14 protein-coding genes, 1 tRNA gene and 1 pseudogene are annotated in these 18,070 nt (G+C 72.9%); 7 read left to right on the top strand and 9 right to left on the bottom strand.

Features of this window, described 5'->3' with window-relative positions; genetic code table 11:
- The first annotated feature begins 229 nt into the window (after positions 1–229).
- Together IE136_RS16730 and IE136_RS16725 are read left to right on the top strand one after the other, a co-directional pair.
- Positions 230–301, top strand: a tRNA-Pro gene (locus tag IE136_RS16730).
- 2 nt (positions 302–303) lie between these two features.
- Positions 304–2,678 (top strand): annotated as a pseudogene (locus IE136_RS16725) (hypothetical protein).
- On the opposite strand, the gene IE136_RS16720 reads toward IE136_RS16725, so the two are convergent.
- The 5 genes from IE136_RS16720 to IE136_RS16700 all read right to left on the bottom strand — a co-directional run bounded on the left by IE136_RS16720 (position 2,629) and on the right by IE136_RS16700 (position 8,506).
- A complete protein-coding gene (locus IE136_RS16720) occupies positions 2,629–3,240 on the bottom strand; it encodes a TetR/AcrR family transcriptional regulator (RefSeq protein ID WP_158993124.1) in 612 nt (203 codons plus the stop codon). The pseudogene IE136_RS16725 and the gene IE136_RS16720 sit on opposite strands and share 50 nt — an antisense overlap.
- A 58-nt stretch (positions 3,241–3,298) precedes the next feature.
- Positions 3,299–5,362: a galactose-binding domain-containing protein gene (locus IE136_RS16715; RefSeq protein WP_189600735.1), complete on the bottom strand. Its 2,064-nt coding sequence runs from the start codon at positions 5,360–5,362 to the stop codon at positions 3,299–3,301.
- Between the two features lie 166 nt (positions 5,363–5,528).
- The gene (locus tag IE136_RS16710; protein ID WP_158993128.1) at positions 5,529–5,747 is read right to left on the bottom strand and encodes a DUF6296 family protein; all 219 of its coding nucleotides are present in this window, start codon (positions 5,745–5,747) and stop codon (positions 5,529–5,531) included.
- Between the two features lie 109 nt (positions 5,748–5,856).
- On the bottom strand, positions 5,857–7,626 hold the full coding sequence (locus tag IE136_RS16705; protein WP_189600734.1) for a serine/threonine-protein kinase: 1,770 nt from the start codon (positions 7,624–7,626) through the stop codon (positions 5,857–5,859).
- A 64-nt stretch (positions 7,627–7,690) separates the two neighbouring features.
- The gene (locus tag IE136_RS16700) at positions 7,691–8,506 is read right to left on the bottom strand and encodes an NAD(P)H-dependent oxidoreductase (RefSeq protein WP_189600733.1); all 816 of its coding nucleotides are present in this window, start codon (positions 8,504–8,506) and stop codon (positions 7,691–7,693) included.
- A 98-nt stretch (positions 8,507–8,604) separates the two neighbouring features.
- On the opposite strand from IE136_RS16700, the gene IE136_RS16695 reads away from it, so the two are divergent.
- Complete coding sequence (locus IE136_RS16695; protein WP_158993132.1) at positions 8,605–9,576, top strand: helix-turn-helix domain-containing protein; 972 nt, start codon at positions 8,605–8,607, stop codon at positions 9,574–9,576.
- Here the strand turns inward: IE136_RS16695 and IE136_RS16690 are convergent.
- Entirely contained in the window at positions 9,523–11,157 is a 1,635-nt protein-coding gene (locus tag IE136_RS16690) for an amidohydrolase (protein WP_158993134.1), read from the bottom strand. The two genes, IE136_RS16695 and IE136_RS16690, sit on opposite strands and share 54 nt — an antisense overlap.
- A 466-nt stretch (positions 11,158–11,623) precedes the next feature.
- Here IE136_RS16690 and IE136_RS16685 point away from each other — a divergent pair, with 466 nt between their 5' ends.
- On the top strand, positions 11,624–12,358 hold the full coding sequence (locus IE136_RS16685; RefSeq protein WP_189600732.1) for a TetR/AcrR family transcriptional regulator: 735 nt from the start codon (positions 11,624–11,626) through the stop codon (positions 12,356–12,358).
- 65 nt (positions 12,359–12,423) lie between these two features.
- Here the strand turns inward: IE136_RS16685 and IE136_RS16680 are convergent, their stop codons facing one another.
- Positions 12,424–13,206, bottom strand: a complete 783-nt coding sequence (locus IE136_RS16680; RefSeq protein WP_189600731.1) for a metallophosphoesterase family protein — start codon at positions 13,204–13,206, stop codon at positions 12,424–12,426.
- A gap of 168 nt (positions 13,207–13,374) precedes the next feature.
- Between IE136_RS16680 and IE136_RS16675 the strand changes: the two genes are divergently transcribed.
- Positions 13,375–13,956: a DUF6328 family protein gene (locus IE136_RS16675; RefSeq protein ID WP_229818895.1), complete on the top strand. Its 582-nt coding sequence runs from the start codon at positions 13,375–13,377 to the stop codon at positions 13,954–13,956.
- A 45-nt stretch (positions 13,957–14,001) separates the two neighbouring features.
- Positions 14,002–14,952, top strand: a complete 951-nt coding sequence (locus tag IE136_RS16670; RefSeq protein WP_229818894.1) for an aldo/keto reductase — start codon at positions 14,002–14,004, stop codon at positions 14,950–14,952.
- Between the two features lie 27 nt (positions 14,953–14,979).
- Here the strand turns inward: IE136_RS16670 and IE136_RS16665 are convergent, their stop codons facing one another.
- Together IE136_RS16665 and IE136_RS16660 are read right to left on the bottom strand one after the other, a co-directional pair.
- Entirely contained in the window at positions 14,980–16,479 is a 1,500-nt protein-coding gene (locus tag IE136_RS16665; protein ID WP_158993140.1) for a bifunctional phosphatase PAP2/diacylglycerol kinase family protein, read from the bottom strand.
- A gap of 114 nt (positions 16,480–16,593) precedes the next feature.
- Positions 16,594–17,034 carry an ATP-binding protein gene (locus IE136_RS16660; RefSeq protein ID WP_229818893.1) on the bottom strand — a complete coding sequence of 147 codons (441 nt, stop codon included), beginning with the start codon at positions 17,032–17,034 and terminating at the stop codon, positions 16,594–16,596.
- A gap of 167 nt (positions 17,035–17,201) precedes the next feature.
- Between IE136_RS16660 and IE136_RS16655 the strand changes: the two genes are divergently transcribed.
- A complete protein-coding gene (locus tag IE136_RS16655; protein ID WP_158995017.1) occupies positions 17,202–18,005 on the top strand; it encodes a DUF1206 domain-containing protein in 804 nt (267 codons plus the stop codon).
- Positions 18,006–18,070 lie beyond the last annotated feature (65 nt).

The raw sequence follows: 18,070 nt of genomic DNA, 5'->3' as shown, positions 1-18,070 counted from the left end.
CCTCACGCCCTCCGCCTTCACCGCCACCGTCTGCGCGGCCGCCCCGCCGCCACGGCTACCCCGCTGCGTACCGTCGTCAGCCCAGCCTGCCCCCGACCGGCCCGAACGACGCCCCGACGAAGCCCGGTGGGGTCGTCAGGGTGACACACCCCACCCGTCGGACCGGTGACCGGCGGCCCCGAAAAACGGGTTGAGCGGGCGGTGACGCGGTCCGTAGGGTCGTGATCATCGACGTGTAGCTCAGAAGGAGAGCGCCGGGCTCGGGACCCGGAGGGCGCGGGGGCGGAGCCCGCCACGTCGGCTATGGACGACGACGCTGAGCAGCAGCATCAGAGCATTCCGACCCCGGCCGCCGCGGTGACCGCGGCACCGTCGTACGCGCGGACCGAATGGGCGAAGGCCTTCAGGACCGCGCTCACCCACGACGACGCCGCGACGCGTGACCGCGCCGTCGAGCGGGGGCGACGCTGGCGCGCCGTGCTGGCGGGGATGGCGGAGGGCCGCTTGCGCATCGGATCGCGCACGCCCGTCGAAGGCCTGCCCGCCTGGGTGACCCCCGAGGTCGTACGGGGCGGATTCGCCACCGGCGCCGCGAGCGCCGCCGGACCCCTCCAGCCGTACGAGACGGAGGCGGCGCGCCGGTTCGGCGTGCCCGCCGAGCGGGCGGCGCTGTTCGCCCACTGCCTGACCGAGCCCGGTCTCGCCTGGCTGTCGGACCTCCTCGACAGCGGCCACTACGAAGTGACGCTGCCCGAGGAGGCCGCGCTGCTGACGGTGGCCTGGCTGGTGCGGACCGGCGAGGTGGCAGGCGCGGTCGACCTGGCCGAGACGCTCGAACCCCACGCCGGCACGGTGCGGTTCCTGCCCCGCCCGTCCCGGATCCCCGCCGCCGCTCCCGGGCACGTCCACCGCCGCACGGTCGCCGACGCCCGCCGGACCCTGGAACGCAGGCGCCCGAACGAGGCCGTGGAGACGCAGCGCGAGGCGCTCGCGGTCTGGAACCCGTTCGCCGACGACGTGCTCCGCCACTGGCTGGAGACGACGGGCACCGGACGCGTCCTCGACGTGGCGCCCGACGAGGACTGGTACGCACGGGGGGCCGCCCTCCTGACGCGCCGCCGCACGCTTGCCGCCGAGCACATCCGCTGCCGCAAGCACCGCGACCCGAAGGAGAACCTCGGCATCCTGATCGCCGCCCTCGAGGAGAGCGTCGCCCGCCGCCCGCTGGATCCGCGCCGTCTCGGACTGCTGCGCACGGCCGTCGAGGCCATGGTCCGACGCCGTGGACTGCCCGGCTCCCCGCGCCATGCCGACCTCCGTCGCCGGCAGTCCGCGCAGGCGGCGCTGCCCTCCCACCACGCGCTCGCGGGGCTGGCGGCCCGACGGCTCGCCGCACTCCCGCAGGAGTCCGGTGCAGTCGACGTCGGGCCGCCGACCGCCGAGGTGAGCGCCGGGGAGAGCCGGGAGACCGCGCTCCCCGTCGGCGCGGTCCTCCCCGCGTCGGTCCGCCGGGTCGTCGAGGGGACGCTCAGCGCGCCGCTCGCCACCCTCGTAGAACGCGGGGTCGTACCGTCCGCCGAGGTGCTGGCCGAGCTGGTGCCGCAACTGGTCGCCGCGACGACGGCCCGGTCCTACCCCGACGGGCCCCTGCGCACCCTCATGGCCGCGCACCACCGCGCGTTCGGCAACCGCCGCTCGCTGCTCCTGCTCAACCTGGAACGGCAGGTCCGCGCGGAGGAGCTCCCCTGGGTCCGGGCCGTGACGGCCTTCCGCTCCGACCCCGACGGCGACCGGGCGGCACTCGACGCGCTGCGCGAGCTCGGCGAGATCGCGGTACGGAGCTTCCCGGGGACGATCCTGCCCAACCCCCTCGTGCGTGAACTCGCCGTCCTCGTCCGCCAGGCCGACCTCGGCGCCCCCTGGTGGAGGAGCTGGCCGCGGACATCTTCATGGGCACGTTCAGCCCGAAGTTCCTCACCTCGGCGCGCGTCGCGGCCGAGCTGCTGCGCGGCACGCTGTACGAGCGGTACTACGGCATCGACTACGCCGCCGTCCGCGACCTGGCGGTCGTGGAGGCCGGCCGGAACCTGTTCCGCTCGTCCGACCCCCGCAGCGCAGGCGCCCGCACGTCACCCGGGTTCGCCGCACTGTGCGCACGGCGCGCCGAAGACCCGGGCTCCTGGTCGGTGGCGGGCAACGGCAAGGTGATCGAGCAGGCGCAGATCCTCACCACGCACAACCTCGCCACCCTCGTCCATCGCGTCGGCATCACCTCCGGCCCCGGCGGCTGGTACGGCCTCGCCCTGCGCTGCTTCGCGGCCGTCTGCCGGCTGACGGCCCGCCTGGAGAACCACCGGCGCCCCATGACCACGGTGAAGGACGCGGCCTACGCCTGGCGGCAGATGTTGTTCCACCTGTCCCTGTGTGATCCGTCGGAGCTCGCGAGCGCGCCGGAACGGCTGGCCGAGGAGGGGGCCCGCCATCCCGCGCACGTCGCCGCGCGGCTCGCCCCGGCCCTCGCCGGCCTCCGCCTCGTCGCGGACGGCGGCCGCTTCGGCCCCGACGGGAGTGCCGAGGGCGGGAGGGCGCGCCGGTTCCTCGGCTGGAGCACCGACGGCCACTGGCTGCTCACGCCGGAGGCTTCCCGTCGTGGGCCGGCGCGGCGACCTGGTCCGTGATCAGGTCGAGGATCGTCGCCGAGACGGCCGGGTCGTGGCCCAGCACGAGGAAGTTCAGGGTCAGGCCGTCCGTCACCGAGGCCAGGTAGCGGGCGAGGACCGGGACGGGGACCTTCAGGCCGAGCTCCATCGTGGCGCCGAGCTGCTCGATCAGCTCCTGGTAGATCTCGGCGTACCGTTCGTGCTGGCGACGGGCGAGCGGCTCGAACCCCGGGGTGCGAAGGGCGTACTGGGTCAGCTCGTACGTGAGCATGTGCTCACCGGGGTGGGCGCGCACATGCTCCCAGTACGCCCCGAAGCCGGCCCGGACGGTCTCCCTGAGCGTGCCGCGTGGCCGCAGCGCCTCCTTCACCACCCCCACGTAGTGGTCGGTGATCGTCGTGATCACCGACTCCAGGAGGGCCTGCTTCGAGTCGAAGCAGTAGTGGAAGACGCTCAGGGAGACACCCGCCTCGGCGGCGATGGACCGGGTCGTCGTCCGGGGGACGCCGTCCCGGGTCATCGCGCGGATCGCCGCCTCGGTCAGCTGCCGACGCCGATCGGCGAGCGGCATGCGGGTCATACGGTCGTTCCTCTCCTGCTCCCGACATCTCCCGGTGAAGGAGCGGGTCGAGAAGCCGTCAGCTGCCGAAGACGCCGACCTCGACGAGCGAGTACCCCCACCCCGTGCCGCGCTGCACGCCCTGGATCCGTACGTGGCGGGCGGTGGTTCCAGGGAACCGAGCGGTGTCCAAGCCTCCGTCGCCGCTCGCGGTCGACCAGGCGGTTCGCCACGTGGTCCCGTCGTCCGACAGCTCGACGCGGTACGCCTTCGCGTACGCGCGTTCCCAGTCGAGCGTGATCCGCTCGACCAGCCGCGGCGCGCCGAGGTCGATCCGGAGCCACTGGCTGTCGCTCCATTCGCTCGCCCAGCGCGTGCCCCGGTCGCCGTCCACCGCGCGGCCCGGCGCGTAGGAGACGAACGGGGTCCACCACTCCGAGGTGGACGCCGAAGCCGGCGCGTTCGCGGCCAGGTTCACCGCCGCCCGGTGCCCCTCGGAGGCGCCCCAGGTGTCGAGGTACGACTCGGCACCCCGGAAGAGGTCGTCCACCACGTCCTGGCCGCCGACCAGCCGGACGTCCTCGATCCAGTCCGGGACCAGGCCGTAGTGCGAGGCGCCGTCGGTGTTGAGGTCCCAGGTGCGCAGGCCGGTGGTCTGCCGGTCGAGGACAGAGCCGCCGTCGGTGCTGCGGAAGGGGTAGCGGACGGGGTTCGCAGTGTCCGCGCCACGCGGTCCCGGCCAGCCGCCGACGCCGTTCATGTCGGTTCCGTAGCCGTATCCGACCCCGTACTTCTCGCGCAGGGCGTCCGTCCGTTTCGCCTCGGCGGCGAACCCCTCGGCGCCGTGCATGTACTGGGCGATGAACCCGCCGAGTCCGTAGACCCGCTCGGTCCAGTCCAGGTCCATCCAGCTGTGCGAGGAGAGCACACCCGGGTAGGACTCGGACTCCAGGATGTCCAGCGCCCGCCCCGCCGCCTTGACGCTCATGTGGTCGATCTCGAGCATCATCTTGCGTTGCATCATGCCGCGCACGGCGTACTCGCCGAGTTCGGTGAGCCCTCGGGTGTTGCAGCGCGCGTCCGCCGCGTACGCCGGGACGCTCACCCCCGCCGGCAGTTCCCGCTCCGCCGTGGGCGCCGCCGCGAGTCCGATCGGGTTGTCCTGCTGCGGGCCGGTGCACTTCTCCGTCTTCCAGAAGGTCCCGGTCGAGAGGAACTGGCCCACGTTGATGGCCGTGCCCAGCGCCCCCTCGTCGAAGCGGACGCCGCACAGCGCGTTGTCGAACTTGTGGCAGAGGAACATGCTGCGGACGCCGAGCCGGTGGAGTTCGTCCAGACCACGGTCGATGTCCTCCCGGTCGCACTGCGCCACGTCCAGGATCTGCTTGCAGCCGAAGGGCTCGGAGGTCTCGACGCCGAGGACGACCGCCAGCTTGCCCTGCTCGACCACCTCGCGGGCCTGTGCCGAGTCGGTGACGATCCGGAACCAGCCCTTGCCCGGTCCGCCGTACATCCGGTCGACGTACTCCTGCATCTCGTACGTCTTCCTGGCCTGGAGGCGGATCGACGTCATCTCGTCGCAGCCCCGGTCCTTGAAGAAGTAGACGGAGCAGATGACTCCGTTGGTGACCAGGTCGTTGACGAGCACCCGCTGGCCGCCGCGCCAGGCGCGCTCGATCCAGGCGTAGTAGTTCTGCTGGTGGGTCAGGGAGTCGTGCGCGGGCCAGTCCTTGAACGTCGGCCAGCCGGCGGGGTCGTGGCGGCCGTCGCCGCCCTTGGTGATGAAGTCGAAGACGGCGAGCGAGCCGTCGGGGTAGTGCTCGGGGCAGTCCTGGAGCGCGTCGGCGACGCCCCGTTCGGAGAAGGGTTTGCCGCAGATCAGACGGCCGCCGAAGGCTTCGTTGGACATGATGTGGTTGTGCGCGTCGACGAATCCGCGCACCTCGCCCCGGGCGTTCGTGCCCTTGAAGGGCTCGCCCGTGACATTGACCTCGGAGTCGGGTGCGGGCCGGGCGACGGGGTTCCACCAGGAGGTGTCGTCGGCGGCTGAGCCGGGTGCGGGGCCGAGCAGCACGGCCAGCGTCGCGAGGAGCAACGACAGTACTGCCAGGGGCCTGCGCCTGCGGTGCGTGGGTCGCGTCATGGACATCACTCACGTCTTCGGTGGGGAAGGGCGCGCGAAAAGGTGCGTCGAGAATCCCCACTGCCGCAACCGGAGTCAAGAGTCCGGGACGGATGACCTGATGGCCCGTCGGGTCCCTCCTCGTTCACGGAAGACGGATCACGGAAGACGGATCACGGAAGACGGCTCACGGGACGGGGACGGCCCGCACGGGTACGTCATGACTCTGGTGGCCGCCGCTGGCCACCATGCGCACCTGGCCCTGCTCATTGATCTCGGCCTGCACGATGCCGGTCTCGTCGGCGTAGACGGGATGCCCTCCGGCACCCTTGCGCTCCGTGCGGGAGACGATGATCGAGTCACCCGACACGGGAAAAGTCAGCTCGTACCGTTCGACGCTTTCCATGCGGCTTTTATACCGATACCTAAGGCAGTGCTATGCATGTGCCAGAAGATTGTGCCCACGCGGGTGTCGGAAACCGGTCATTCGGCGCCCCGTCCATAAGGCGCCCCGTTCAGGAGGAGGTGCCCGCGGCGTTGCGCCAGACGGTCAGATCGAGCGTCAGGTACGTACTGGGGGAGTCCTCGGTCGAGAAGCCCCGGACCGTGACGAGCCCCATGTGCCCCGTTCCCGTGGTGACGCAGACCTGTCGGCCCTTCGAGAGCTTGTTCACGTAGACCTCCTTGGTGAACCGGGTGTCCGCGCGGCAGGCGGCGAGGGAACCCTCCTGGCCGGGATCGAGCAGCACCAGATTCCCGTCCTGGCTCTCCGCGTCGAGATACCCCCCGGTGTCGTAGGAGAGCTCGTACCAGCCGTCCTCGCCCGCCTGCGGCCGGACCTCGTCGTCCCCGAGCGTCAGGTGGTAACCGGCGGTGAGGTTGACACCCTTGTAGACGACTGGCTTCGGCTCGGACTTGGTGGCCTTCGGTGTCGGCGTCGCGCCGGCCTGCGTGCCTCCGTCGCCCTTCTGGTCGCCCTGCGCGGAGCCGCCCCCTCGCGTCGGCTGCTCCTTGTCCTTGAGCAGGAGATACGCCGTGCCGCCGCCGGCGACACCGAAGACCAGCGCGGCGGCGAGGGCGATGAGGACACCTCGCCCGCCCGCGCCCGCCGAGGGACGCGGCGCCGACGACGGCACGGGTGCTCCCGGGTACGGCGGTGCCTGTCCGGAGAACTGCGTCGGTGCGTGGGCATGGGCCTGGGCGTGCGCCGGTGGCGGTGTGCGGTACTGCGGGTGAGGCTGAGGGGCCCGGGACGGGCCGTGGTTCGGCGCCGTGGGGGAGTAGGGCGCGGTGGGGGAGTAGGCCGGGGAAGGGGGCGCGGACGGGGCGGCCGCCGGGGGCGGCGGGGTCTGGACCGGCGCGGGAGCCGCCGCGCGGACCGTGATGTCGGCCGCCACCGCGCCCGGCAGCCAGTCCTCCGGCCGCCGCAGCACCGTCTCCGCGTTCGCCGCCTGGCACAGGGCGATGATCTCGGCGATCGACGGCCGCTCCGCGGGATCCTTGGCGAGAGCCCGCGTGACCAGCTCCATCAGCCGTTCGGGCACCCTGGTGAGGTCGGGCTCCTCCTGGACGATGCGGTAGAGCACACCGTGCGAGGTCCCCTCGCCGAAGGCCGGCGTTCCCGTCGCCGCGTAGGCCGCGACCTGGCCGAGCGCGAAGATGTCGGTGGCGGGGGTGACCCGGCTCCCCGTCGCCTGCTCGGGGGCCATGAAGGAAGGCGTGCCGATGATGACGCCGCTGCCGGTGAGCGAGGTCGCGTCGGCGGCATGGGCGATGCCGAAGTCGATGACCCGGGGCCCGTCGGCCGCGAGCAGGACGTTGGACGGCTTCAGGTCACGGTGGACGATGCCCGCGCCATGGATGACGTGCAACGCCTCGGCCATGCCGGCGACGAGCAGCAGGACCGTCTCGGCGGGCAGCGCCCCGTGCGCGACGACGGCGTCGGCGAGCGACGGGCCGGGAACGTAAGCGGTCGCCAGCCACGGCCGCGGGCCGGCTGTGTCGGCGTCGATGACCGGCGCGGTGAACAGCCCCTGCACGCGCTGCGCCGACTGCACCTCCTGGGCGAACCGACGCCGGAACGCGGGGTCCTCGCCGAACTCGGGCCGGATCACCTTGATGGCGACGGGCCGCCCGCCGGGCGTGTACGACAGGTACACCTTGCCCATGCCGCCCGCGCCGAGCTTCGCGGCCAGCCGGTAGCCGGCGATGGTGGTGGGGTCGTCCTCGGCGAGCGGCTGGAACACCTGAGGGGCTCCGCTGCGGTCTGGCTGCTGACCACTCATCAACTCATGTCTCCCGCACAGAACGCCGACCTGTCGCACGGCACCCTATCCAAAGAGCCGGCCTTCAGCGGCGCGGGCCGACGTGAAGGTCCAGGCCGTTCGTTCCCGGGACCTCCACGCCCGGCAGCAGCCGCATGTCACGGCCGTAGTCGCCGCCCACCAACGGCCTGAACGGCACCGGCTCGTCCGTGAACAGTCCGTCGAGCCGTCGTGCGTACGCCTCGCACGCCGCAGCGAACCGCTCCGCCGGCAGCTCGTTCGCTTCGTACACCGCGAACGGTTCGAGCGGCGCCATGCCGGTGAACCAGAACAGGCCGTGCTGCAGCGGGTGGAGGACGTCGGAGAGCCGCCCGTGAACGCCCCGGTCGGAGAAGGCCGACCCCCGGGCACCCGCCGTCACCGACAACAGCGCCCGGCGGCCCGCCAGAACGCCGTCGCCGTACGGCGGGGGGAGGGCCGGCCCGTAGGCGAAGCCGCTGGTGAAGACCCGGTCGATCCAGCCCTTCAGGATCGCGGGGGCAGAGAACCACCACATCGGGAACTGGAGGATCACAGCGTCCGACCAGAGGACCTTCTCCTGTTCGGCCGCGATGTCGGGCGACAGCCGGCCCGACAGCGTGTCCTGTTCGGAGGCCGCCATCACCCGAAGCCGCCGGTCGGCTGCGTGTCCGGGGAAGTCGTCGGCGTCGACCGTGGCCTTCCACTTCATCGCGTAGAGGTCGGACACCCGTACCTCGTGGCCCGCCGCCCGCAGGTGCTCGACCGCGAAGACGGTCAGAGCGGCGTTGAGGGAACGGGGTTCCGGGTGGGCGCAGACGACGAGGATCTTCTTCGGCCGAGGCTGATGCCGCTGCTGGGACGTTGACGTTGCTTCGTTCATACGGCCACGTTCTCCCGGGCGGGCCGGGGTAGCCAGAACCCTGTTCAACCGGCGGAACGGCGATCCTGGTACTGCCAGGGCCACGCATACTGGAACGCATGAACGGGGCGGACCGGATCGAGCGGACGGGCGGCGCGGGCGACCGAGTCGAGGGGATCGGCGACACCGGACGGGAACTCGGCGCCTTCCTGCGCGCCCGGAGAGGGCGCGTGGCGCCGGAGCACGTCGGGCTCGCCGGGGGCAGACGCCGTCGCGTACGGGGGCTGCGGCGTGAGGAGCTGGCCCAGCTGGCCGGGATCAGCGTGGACTACTACGTACGCCTCGAACAGGGCCGGGCCACCCAGCCGTCCGCCGAAGTGCTCGACGCGCTCGCCGGCGCCCTCGGTCTCGACACCGCGGAGCGCAGACACCTCGCCACTCTGGCCGCCCACCGGCGCGACCCCGCGCCCCGGGCCCAGGTCGGCCCCGCCCTGCGACGGATCCTGGACGCCATGGCGCCCCTGCCGGTCTTCGCGACGAACCATCGCCTCGACGTGGTGGCCTGGAACCGTCCGGGCGCCGTTCTGCTGGGCGGCATGGGCGAGCCGGGCCGCCGCGACGGGAACAACGCCAGATACCTCTTCCTCGACCCCGCGGGCCGCGCGCTCCATCCCGACTGGGAGGACCGCGCGGCCGAGGCCGTGGGGCAGCTGCGCGTCGCCGCCGGACGGTACCCCGACGACGCGGAACTGGCCGCGCTCATCGCCGAACTCTCCACCCGCAGCGTCGAGTTCCGGCGGATCTGGGCCACCGGCGAGGTGCTGATGTGCACGGCCGGCCGCAAACGGCTGCGCCACCCCGAGGCCGGGCTGCTCACCCTCGACTTCGAGACACTGCATGTTCCGGCCGCCCCCGGCGAGACCGGCCTGGTCGTGCACGTGTACAGCGCCGAGGCGGGAAGCCCGGAGTCCGCCGCCCTCGCCCGCCTCGCCGCGACCCACGGCGGCACCGGCACCCCGGCGAGGCGCCCCGCCGTCTCAGGATCCGAAGACGCGCCGCCCACCGACGTAGGTGGCCTCGACCCGCAGTGACGCCAGCTCCGCCGGGGGCACGGAGTACGGGTCCCGGTCGAGAACGACCAGGTCCGCGAGGTGACCGGGGCGCAGGACGCCCGTGTCGTCGAGCCCGTTGACGTAGGCGGAACCCGACGTGTAGGCGGCGAGGGCGGTCGTCAGATCGAGCCGCTGGCCGGGGAGGAACGGCGGCAGGTCGCCGCCGGGGAGGATCCGGTTGACGGCGACATGGATGCCCTCCAGCGGGTTCGCGGAGCTGACGGGCCAGTCGCTGCCCGCCGCCAGCCGGGCCCCGGCCAGGTGGAGGTCGCCGAAGGGGTACTGCCGTTCCGCGAGGTCCCCGCCCAGGAACGGGCTCGTCAACTCGTCGAGTTGGGGCTCGTGGGCCGCCCACAGCGGCTGAAGGTTGGCCACCGCGTCCAGCCGCGCGAAGCGCGGTACGTCCACGGGATGGACGACCTGGAGATGGGCGAGATGGTGGCGGTTGCCGCGCCGCCCGTTGGCAGCGCGTGCCGCCTCGACCGCGTCGAGGGCCTCGCGGACGGCCCGGTCGCCCAGCGCGTGGAAGTGGACCTGGAAGTCGAGGGCGTCGAGCTCGGTGACGTACCCGCGCAGCGCCTCGGGATCGACGAAGCTGAGGCCACTCTCGGCGGTGGCGCAGCCGCAGGCGTCCTTGTAGGGCGCCGTCATGGCCGCCGTGCGGTTCTCGGCGATGCCGTCCTGCATGATCTTCACGGTGTCGGCGCGGAACCGGCCGCCCGACCGCAGCGCCTCGCGGCGCTCGACCAGACGCGGGATCTGCTCGGCGCCGGCCTCCCTGTCCCACCACAGCGAGCCGACGACCCGGGCCGTCAGCAGGCCGCGCCCGGACGCCGTGAGGTAGGCGCCCGAGACGTCGGGATGACCGCCGTACTCGCCGAGCAGGGCGTCCTGCCAGGCGGTGATCCCGTACCCGTGCAGCAGGCGTTGGGCGCGCAGCAGGCCGGCCAGGAGATCTTCCTCGGTGGGCCGCGGGGCAGCGCGCCCGACGAGTTCCACCGCCCCCTCCTGGAGCATCCCCGAGGGCGTGCCGTCTGCTTCGCGCTCGATGCGCCCGTCGGCCGGATCGGGGGTCGAAGCGGTCACCCCCGCCAGCTCGAGGGCCCGGGTGTTGACCCAGGCGCCGTGGTGGTCGCGGTTGGCGAGCAGGACGGGGCGGTCGGGAACGAGCACGTCGAGCAGCTGCCGGGTCGGCATGCCACCGGGGAAGCTCTCCATCGACCAGCCGCCGCCGGTGATCCAGGGCCGTTCGGGGTGGGCGGCCGCGTAGGCCGTGATGAGCCGCCGGTATTCGGCCAGGTCCGTCGTCCCGGTCAGGTCGCAGACGCCCAGTTCCAGACCGCCGAACACGGCGTGGACGTGCGCGTCCTGGAAGCCCGGCAGCAGAGCCCGCCCCGCCAGGTCGACCACCTCGGTGTCCGGACCGATCAGCTCGCGCACCTCCTCACCCCCGACCGCGGTGATCCGCTCCCCGGTGACGGCCAGGGCCGTGGCGTCGGCGAGCGAGGGATCCATGGTGATCACGGAACCGGAGGTGAAGACGGTGTCTGCGGGGCTCATCGGAGCTGCTCCTTGAAAGGCTGGTTCATGCCGGTCGGTCGTGCGGTCGGTCGCGCGGTGGTCAGGAGGAGCGGGGCGGGGGAGACGGGTCAGGGCGCAGCGCACGCCGCTCGCGGTCGAAGTAGGCGGCTCGGCGGCCCTACTTGGCCCACAGCGCGGCGGGGGCCCCAGCGGCGAGGACGACCACCGGAACGAGCGTCAGAAAGCGGCCGTTGTCGGCCGTGAGGGCGTCGGCAGGGGCGGGAACCGCACCGGGGGGAGGGTGGTGGTGGGTGACCGGTCATGGGCTTCTCCTGGCTCCTGCGAGGGGGGCGGGCACGTGCCGGTGACGGGCGCCGGGCGGCAGCGTGGCAGGATCCCGACAGCGAGTCAACAGCGATGACAACATCGTTGACTCAGTGACCGGCCGGAGCGGTAGGGGCTCGGACGGCACAATGGAGCCGACCGGAGCGAAAAGGAGTGCGCAGTGGCGTCACCTACGGGGAAGAAGGCCGCGCCGGCCAAGGGGCGGGGGAGCGCCGCGGGCCGTACCCGGCCGTCGCTCAGCCCCCGGCTGATCGTCGAGGCATGCCTCGAACTGCTCGACGCCGAGGGGGCCGACGCTCTCACCTTCCGCCGCATCGGCGCCCGGCTCGGCGCGGATCCGACGGCCGTCTACCGCCACTTCCGCAACAAGGACGACCTGCTCCTCGCCGTGGCGGACCACCTGCTGGAGGAGAGCCTCGAAGGCTTCGAGCCGGCGGCCGACTGGCGGGAGACGCTGCGGACGCTGTTCGTCCGTAACCGCACGGTCTACCTCTCTCACCCGCGCGCGGCCGTCCTGGCCACGGTGCGCATCACCCGGCGCCCGGCGGAGATGCGGGTGATCGAGATGGTCCTCGCCGCACTGTCCGACGCCGGCTTCCCGCCCGAGGAGGCGGTACGCCATTACCGCGCGCTGGTGGACTTCATGCTGAGCTGGTCGTGCATGGAGGCCACCTACCTGGCGCTCGACCCGGGCACACGGCACGACGACGAGTCGGCCTGGAGCGGTGCGTACGCGGCCGTGCCAGCCGGCACCCACACGCACATCGCGGCGGCGGCGCCGTACCTCGCCTCGGTGGAGGACGACGCCAACTTCCACTTCGCCCTCGCACTGATGCTGGACGCCATCGCCGCCCGCGCGCCCAAGGTCGCCGGCGCTCCCGAAGCCCACGGCTGAAGCGGGCGCGAGCGCCTCCCCCCGTCCCGGTACCGCCGCTGCCGGGTCGTCATGGTCAGGGTCCGTCACCCCGTCTCGTCGGCCCGGCGGGGTGCCTCGCCGCGGCCGTCGCGCGGGCCGAAGATCCGGAGCGCCTCGGCGTCGGTCGCCCGTGCGCGCAGGAAGTAGTCGGCCCACTCGGCGATGTCCGGATACGCCGATTCCCGGGTGAGGCGGTCGACTGCGGCCTCGATGTCGAAGTGCGTCGTCCGCAGCTCGACGCCGGGGCCCAGGAGCGCCCAGTGGGCCCCGGTCCGTCCGTACGGCATGCCGACGCTGCCCGGGTTGACGACGAGCCGGCCGAGGGCGAGGCGGACGTAGGGCATGTGGGTGTGCCCGAGGACCACCGTACGGACGCCGGCGTCGAGTTCGCCGAACACCTCCGCCCAGCGCTCGAGACGGGAGTCGACCAGGACGACCTCCTCGTCGTCGCGGGGGGTGGCGTGGCAGAAGAGGACGTTCCCCATGCCCCGTACCGGCAGCGTGAGCGCCCGGGGCAGGCGGGCGAGCAGGTCCAGGTGATCGGGGCGGAGTCGCTCGGCGGCCCAGGGGGCGATGGGGTCCGCGACGGAGTCCCGCACGCCCCGGCGGTACTCGAGGAGTTCGCGGTCGGCGTTCCCGCCGACCCATGTGACGCGCTCGCCGAGACCGGTCAACAGGTCCAGGACTTCGGCCGGTTGCGGGCCTGCGCAGATGTCCCCGGTCAGCACGACACGGTCCGCGGCGCGCACCTCCGGTTCGTCGAGCACCGCTTCCAGGGCGGGCAGCACGGCATGGATGTCGGACAGGACGGCCACTCGGTTCACCATGGCCACCACTCTGGGACGACGCAGGGCCGTCCGGGGCACGGTTCGCTCTTCGCGTAGTCGCGTCGTCCTGCGGGGGCGAGACAGGGGTGTGTGTGTTCGAAGGTGGGGAAGCCGTGCCTGGTGGCACACCCTGTGAGGGTCGAGGACGTTCGAGGAGGAGGCAGCCCCATGGAGGGACGAGAGAGCACGGTCGGCCCCGAAAGGCGAGCGGACGCGCGGTATGACGCGGGGCCGGACGTGCGAGTGGACGTGAGGGAGAACGGTTCGGTGGACGCGCGGGAGGACGGACGGCGCGAGACGGAGGACGAGCGGGCCGACCGGCGCTGGCAGGAACTCATCCAGGAGATACGCGTGGCGCAGACCGGCGTCCAGATCCTCCTCGGCTTCCTCCTCACCGTGGTCTTCACCCCGCATTTCCAAGGCCTGGAACAGATCGACAAGACGATCTACCTCGTCACCGTCGTCCTCGGCTCCCTCGCCACGGGCGCGCTCATCGGCCCGGTGGCCTTCCACCGGCTCGTCTCGGGGCGGCGGATCAAACCCCAGGCCGTGGCCTGGGCGTCCCGGCTCACCTTCACCGGACTCGTCCTGCTCCTGGCGACCCTCACCTCGGCGCTCTTCCTCATCCTGCGCGTCGCCACGCACGACACCTACGTGCCCTGGCTGGTCTCCGGTGTCCTCGCCTGGTACCTGGTCTGCTGGTTCGGCCTGCCCCTGTGGGTCCGGATCCGCTACACCAGCGGGGACTGAGGCCCGCGCCCGGCCGCCCGTCGCGCGTGTGCGAGGGTGGGGCCCGTGACCACGAGTGAGAAGCCCGACCGTATCGTCCTCGGCTGCATGGGCCTTGGCGGTGCGTGGGACACGAGCCCCGCCACGGCCGCCGACATCGACGCCGCGGAGGCGGCCGTCGAGGCGGCCCTGGAGAGCGGCATCACCGCCTTCGACCACGCCGACATCTACCGGCACGGAAAGGCCGAGTCGGTCTTCGGCGAGGTCCTCGCCCGCTCCGCCGGCCTGCGCGAGCGGATCACCCTGCAGACCAAGTGCGGTATCCGGCTCGCCGAAGGCGACCGGCCAGGACTCTACGACCTGCGCGGCACGACGGTCGTTCGGAAGGTCGAGGAGAGCCTGTCCCGGCTGCGCACCGACGTCCTGGACGTCCTGCTCCTGCACCGCCCGGACCCGCTCGCCGACCCGGCCGACGTCGGCGAAGCCCTGACGTCGCTCCACCGGCAGGGACTCGTCCGCCGCTTCGGCGTCTCCAACATGAATGCCGCACAGATCGCCCGGATCCAGGCCCACACCGAGCTGCCGCTCGTCGCCAATCAGCTGGAGATGAGCCTGCATCGGCGCGCATGGCTCGAGGACGGTGTCCTCGTCAACACCCCCGAGTCGGCAGCCAACGGTTTCCCCGCCGGCACCGTCGAGCACTGCCTGGCCCACGGGATCTCGCTCCAGGCGTGGGGGGCGCTCGCCCAGGGGCGGTACACGGGGCGGCCGGAGACACCGCAGGAGCGGGCCACCGCCGCCCTCGTCGCGTCGCTCGCCGAGGCGAAGGGCACCACCGCGGAGACGATCGTCCTCTGGTGGCTGCGACGCCACCCGGCGCGCGTCGTCCCGGTGATCGGCACGTCGAACCCCGCACGCATCCGCGCCTGCCGCGACGCGGCGCGGAGCGAGCCCGACCTGAGCCACGAGGAGTGGTACGCGCTGTGGGTGACGGCCCGCGGCGCCGCCCTTCCGTAGAGGTGGGAGGACGGGAGCCGCTCGGCCTCAGTCGGTGAACGGCCGGTAGACGGTCAGGGCCTCCGGCAGCTTGTCGAGGCGCAGCGAGCGTGGAGCGGGGACCACTTCACCGTCGTACGCCATGTGCGTGCCCTCCGGCAGACCCGTCACCCGCAGCGAGGTCGGCCGGGCCGCGGCGTGGAGCCGGGTCCTGGCCAGCCCTCCGGCCAGCGCCGTCGCGAGCAGCCGCGTCCGGGCGAACCGGCCGCCGCGCGCGATCCGCACGTCCAGCATCCCGTCCGCCAGGTCGTGGCGCCGTAGCGGGGCGAGCCCCACACTGCGGTAGGCGCCGTTGCCGGCGAACAGCAGCCACATGGACGTGGGCCTGCCGTTCACCACGGCCCGCAGCGGCCGGGAGGTCCGCAGGACGTGCGCCACGCCGAGCAGGGACGCCACCGGCCCCCCGATACGGGGCGACCAGCGCTCCCGGAGCCGTACGAGCTCCGGATAGACACCGAGGCTGAAGGTGTTGAGGAAGTACGCCGGCTCCTCACCGCTCTCGCCGGTGATCCGGCCGACGTCGGCCCGGACCGCGTGCCCCTCGGCCAGCGCCGCGCAAGCCTCGGCGATCGTGTCCGTCCCCAGATCCACCGAGAAGTGGTTGAACGTCCCGCCGGGCACGACCAGGAGCGGCACACGGTGCCGCAGAGCGGGCGCCACCGCCGCGTTCACCGTCCCGTCCCCGCCGCAGACCCCCAGGACGCCGCCGCGTGCGGCCGCCTCGGCCGCGGCCACCTCCAGCACCTCCGGCAGCGAACCGGCCTTCTCCTCGTACAGGACGACCTCGGCCCGGGGGAGCAGGGTGCGCAGCTGCCGTACCGGATCCATGAGCTGCGACTGCGCACCGGAGGAGGGGTTGACCACGACGACGAGACCGTCGCCGTCGGGCCGGGCGGGCAGCTCGACGCGAGGCCGGGCGGGCGTGGCGACCAGGTCCCGCGTCGGCGCCAGGCCGCGGACGGCGTACGCGGCGCCGACACCCAGACCGGCGCCCACGAGGACGTCGCTCGGGTAGTGAACGCCCGTGTAGACCCGGGAGAAGGCGACCGAGGCGGCCATGGGAAGGACCGCCGCCCCCCAGCCCGGCGACTCCAGGGCCACGCCGGCCGTGAAGGCCGCGGCGGAGGCCGAGTGGCCGGAGGGGAAGGAGGTCGTGAACGGCTGGTGCGGCAGCCTGCGGACGAGGGGCACGGTGTCGATCAGCGGACGCTGACGGCGCACGGCGCTCTTGGCCAGCGTGTTCACGGTGACCGACGCCAACGCGAGCGAGGTCACGCCTCGCACCGCCGCGCGCCGTCCCTTCGGCCCGCCGAAGGCCCACATGCCCGCGGCGAACCCGAACCACAGGAGGCCGTGGTCGGCGCTGCGGCTGAGCCGGGGGAGGACCGGTTCCGCAGCAGGCCAGGACCGCCCCGCCACGTGTCCGAAGAGCGTGCGGTCCCACGCTCCGAACGCCTTGCGCACGCGGCCTCTGGCGACCTGGCCCATCACATCTCCTCGTCGTCGGCGCCGGAGCCCGTACCGGCGCCCGGCCAGCGCCAACGTACCCGTCCGGGCGCGAACGACACCTGCTCGGGCCCCGGCGGGCGCGGGGCACCGCGGTCACTGTTCGAGCGGCACGACCGCACGGATCGTCTTCCCTTCGGGGTGGACCGACACAGCCACCTCACGGCACAGACGCAGGACGACGGGCCAGCCGAAGCCGCCGGCCGCCGGCTCCTCGCGACGCCGGACCACCGGCCGCTCGCCGCTGCGGTCGCTGACGCACACCGTCGCGGTGTCCCGCTCCAGAGAGAGGCCGAAGCCGGTGACACCGCCACCGTGCCGCAGCGCGTTGGTCACCAACTCGGACACGACCAGCAACAGGTCGTCGACCTGAGCCGGCTCCATCGGCCGGATGCCCGCCAGCCGTCGCCGGGCGGCCTCTCTGGCCTCGGCCGACGTCCGCACGGCCGCGTTCCGGCCGTCGCGGGCCGGAAACCCAAGAGGGTCCGGACGCGTCGGTGTACGGGACGACCAGGCGTCACCCGTGGGCTGCATCATGGCTTCCCTTTCTCCCGATTTCTGGTCATGTGCTCACCTCTCGCCTTCCCCGGCGCGCGCGGCGGACACGCAGCGTACGGGGCCGGTGTGGGGAGGGGTTGCGACCAGCCGGGCGGGGCACCCGAAGAGTCCGACACACCGGCCCGAGGGAGGCGTCAGACGTGACCATGGCGAGGAGAGCGGCCCGCGGCGACGCGGTGCGGGCGGGTGCCCGCGCGGGCTTCGTGGCGCGCGGAGTGCTGTACCTGCTCGTGGGCGTGCTGGCCGTACGCATCGGCCTGACGGGCGCGAACGAGCAGGCGGACCGGGGCGGAGCCCTGGCCGAGGTCGCTGCCACTCCCTTCGGCGCCGTGCTCCTCTGGGCGCTCGGCGCGGGGCTCGCCGGCATGGCGCTGTGGCGCCTGACGGAAGCCGTGTACGGGGCCGCCGGACCGGACGGAGACAAGCCGGCCAAGCGGGCCCACTCCGCCTTCCGTTTCGTCTTCTACGCCTTCGTGTCCTTCCTCGTGCTGTCCTTCGCCGCGGGCGCCAGGAGCAGCGGGGCGGGGTCGAGCGACCAGCAGAGCCAGGACGTCACCGGCCGCCTGCTCGGCCTGCCCGGCGGACAGTGGTGGGTCGGCGCGGCGGCGGTCGGCATCCTCGTCACCGGTCTCGTCATCGCGGGGCGCGCCGCCCTGCGGAAGTACCGCAAGCACCTGACGTGGGCGCGGCTGTCGAAGAACCAGCGCCGTCTCATGGACGTCACCGGCATCACCGGCGGCGTCTCCCGCGGCGTGGTCTTCGCCGCCGTCGGCTTCTTCGCCCTCAAGGCCGCGATCCAGTTCGACCCCGCCGAGGCCAAGGGCGTGGACGACGCGATCCGCTCGTTCGCGACGGCGCCGGCCGGACAGTGGCTGCTGGTCGCCGTGGCGATCGGACTGGCGCTGTTCGGAGTGTTCTCCTTCGGCATGGCCAGGTGGCGCAAGTTCTGAAACCCGGCGAGGGTCTGGCCACCTGCCACCTGCCACCTGCCACGGCCGGAGGAACCGGGGCCTAC

The organism is Streptomyces lateritius (assembly GCF_014649715.1).
GTDB classification, from domain to species: Bacteria; Actinomycetota; Actinomycetes; order Streptomycetales; family Streptomycetaceae; genus Streptomyces; species Streptomyces lateritius.
This window is presented reverse-complemented; position numbering and strand designations above follow the sequence as displayed.

Bases quoted from the DNA above. Each gene is read 5' to 3' on its own strand.
- IE136_RS16720 (WP_158993124.1), bottom strand. From the start codon at position 3,240: ATGACCCGCATGCCGCTCGCCGATCGGCGTCGGCAGCTGACCGAGGCG.
- IE136_RS16715 (WP_189600735.1), bottom strand. From the start codon at position 5,362: ATGACGCGACCCACGCACCGCAGGCGCAGGCCCCTGGCAGTACTGTCG.
- IE136_RS16710 (WP_158993128.1), bottom strand. From the start codon at position 5,747: ATGGAAAGCGTCGAACGGTACGAGCTGACTTTTCCCGTGTCGGGTGAC.
- IE136_RS16705 (WP_189600734.1), bottom strand. From the start codon at position 7,626: ATGAGTGGTCAGCAGCCAGACCGCAGCGGAGCCCCTCAGGTGTTCCAG.
- IE136_RS16700 (WP_189600733.1), bottom strand. From the start codon at position 8,506: ATGAACGAAGCAACGTCAACGTCCCAGCAGCGGCATCAGCCTCGGCCG.
- IE136_RS16695 (WP_158993132.1), top strand. From the start codon at position 8,605: ATGAACGGGGCGGACCGGATCGAGCGGACGGGCGGCGCGGGCGACCGA.
- IE136_RS16690 (WP_158993134.1), bottom strand. From the start codon at position 11,157: ATGAGCCCCGCAGACACCGTCTTCACCTCCGGTTCCGTGATCACCATG.
- IE136_RS16680 (WP_189600731.1), bottom strand. From the start codon at position 13,206: ATGGTGAACCGAGTGGCCGTCCTGTCCGACATCCATGCCGTGCTGCCC.
- IE136_RS16675 (WP_229818895.1), top strand. From the start codon at position 13,375: ATGGAGGGACGAGAGAGCACGGTCGGCCCCGAAAGGCGAGCGGACGCG.
- IE136_RS16665 (WP_158993140.1), bottom strand. From the start codon at position 16,479: ATGGGCCAGGTCGCCAGAGGCCGCGTGCGCAAGGCGTTCGGAGCGTGG.
- IE136_RS16660 (WP_229818893.1), bottom strand. From the start codon at position 17,034: ATGATGCAGCCCACGGGTGACGCCTGGTCGTCCCGTACACCGACGCGT.
- IE136_RS16655 (WP_158995017.1), top strand. From the start codon at position 17,202: ATGGCGAGGAGAGCGGCCCGCGGCGACGCGGTGCGGGCGGGTGCCCGC.